General features: G+C 48.5%; 3 protein-coding genes. All 3 read right to left on the bottom strand.

The annotated features are described in order from the left end of the window. Positions 1-109: 109 nt before the first annotated feature. On the bottom strand, positions 110-343 hold the full coding sequence (locus X965_RS18720; RefSeq protein WP_156341104.1) for a hypothetical protein: 234 nt from the start codon (positions 341-343) through the stop codon (positions 110-112). Positions 344-568: 225 nt separating this feature from the next. Then, positions 569-733: a hypothetical protein gene (locus tag X965_RS19475; protein WP_156341099.1), complete on the bottom strand. Its 165-nt coding sequence runs from the start codon at positions 731-733 to the stop codon at positions 569-571. 10 nt (positions 734-743) lie between these two features. After that, positions 744-1176 (bottom strand): TrbI/VirB10 family protein (locus X965_RS18715; protein WP_036419839.1); only part of this gene is annotated, 433 nt, incomplete at its 5' end.

The raw sequence follows: 1176 nt of genomic DNA, 5'->3' as shown, positions 1-1176 counted from the left end.
TTAAATGTCATAACCCCCTCATCAGGAATAAATTCCATTCCGGCATTACATTAATAATTAATAAAAACTTCCGGTGAAAGAAACGGTAAACACCGACCACAGACTCCGGTCAGTCAGAAACCCCACCCTGCTGTTTACTGAGGAATTTCCGGTATGAACTGATGGCGTTATCATACTCTGCCGCATCAACCTGCAGGATAGTTTCATGACAGTTAATAATATTCATTTCACCGGCAGCATTCCCGCCGGATAACACCAGAGGTTTACATTCCTCACTGTAATATTTGCCAATATTTTCCTGATAAGGATTTCCCTTATATTTTATCGCGTCAATTACAAACACGCCGGCAATAACCAGAACACCGGTTATAATGATACCGGCACTGATTATTTTTCCGGCTCTTTTTTCACAATGATAATATCGCCATATACCGATATGAATCATAATAAACCCGACAGCTAACCCTGTTATTAACATATACACCTCATAATACGGCTGATGTTTTATTTAAATCTGATTGTATTTCTGACAGATAATTGTCATATCCGGTATCAATATAACAGCGCCTTAACCGGCCTGAATATCAGACCGGATATAATTACCTGCCAGTACCGCAAGTCCGCCGACCGATAAAGCAAACATCACCACCTCAGCCGGGACGCCGGGCACACACAGTGATACCAGGAAGAAAATAAGCCCGGTGAAGCACTGCACAAGAGTGACCACATTCATCACCGCCCCCTTACTGCGGATAACCGGGCGGCTGCGAATACCCGTAAGCGGGTGCCGGTGCCGGATTTGAAGGTACAGGTGAACCGAGGTTCAGCTCACGCAGGGTTTCTTTTGAAACCGAGATCCCCTGCTGTACCGCCTCTTTCACCGGCGTTTTAGCCGCTTTCTTTTTCTTCACATCGGCAAATTCCAGCTGAAACCCTTCCTGAAACACCACCGTCACATCCACACCGGCACCGACGGGAATAACCGGATGGTACTGCTCTGCCCGTTTGATGAAATAATCGGACAGGGTTTTGCCGACCTGTGAGGTTCCGGAGCCTGCACCGGCCCGGGCGACATCCCCGAACGAGGTGGTGTCCGCCGCCCCGATACCGACCGTGGTCTGCCCCACTTTGCCGATACCGCTGCCGATGGCATCAATCGCACCGCCTGCAAAGGCA

The organism is Morganella sp. EGD-HP17 (assembly GCF_000512315.2).
Taxonomy (GTDB): Bacteria; Pseudomonadota; Gammaproteobacteria; order Enterobacterales; family Enterobacteriaceae; genus Morganella; species Morganella morganii.
Note: the sequence above shows the minus strand (reverse complement) of the source record. Positions and strands in the feature narration are given on the sequence as shown.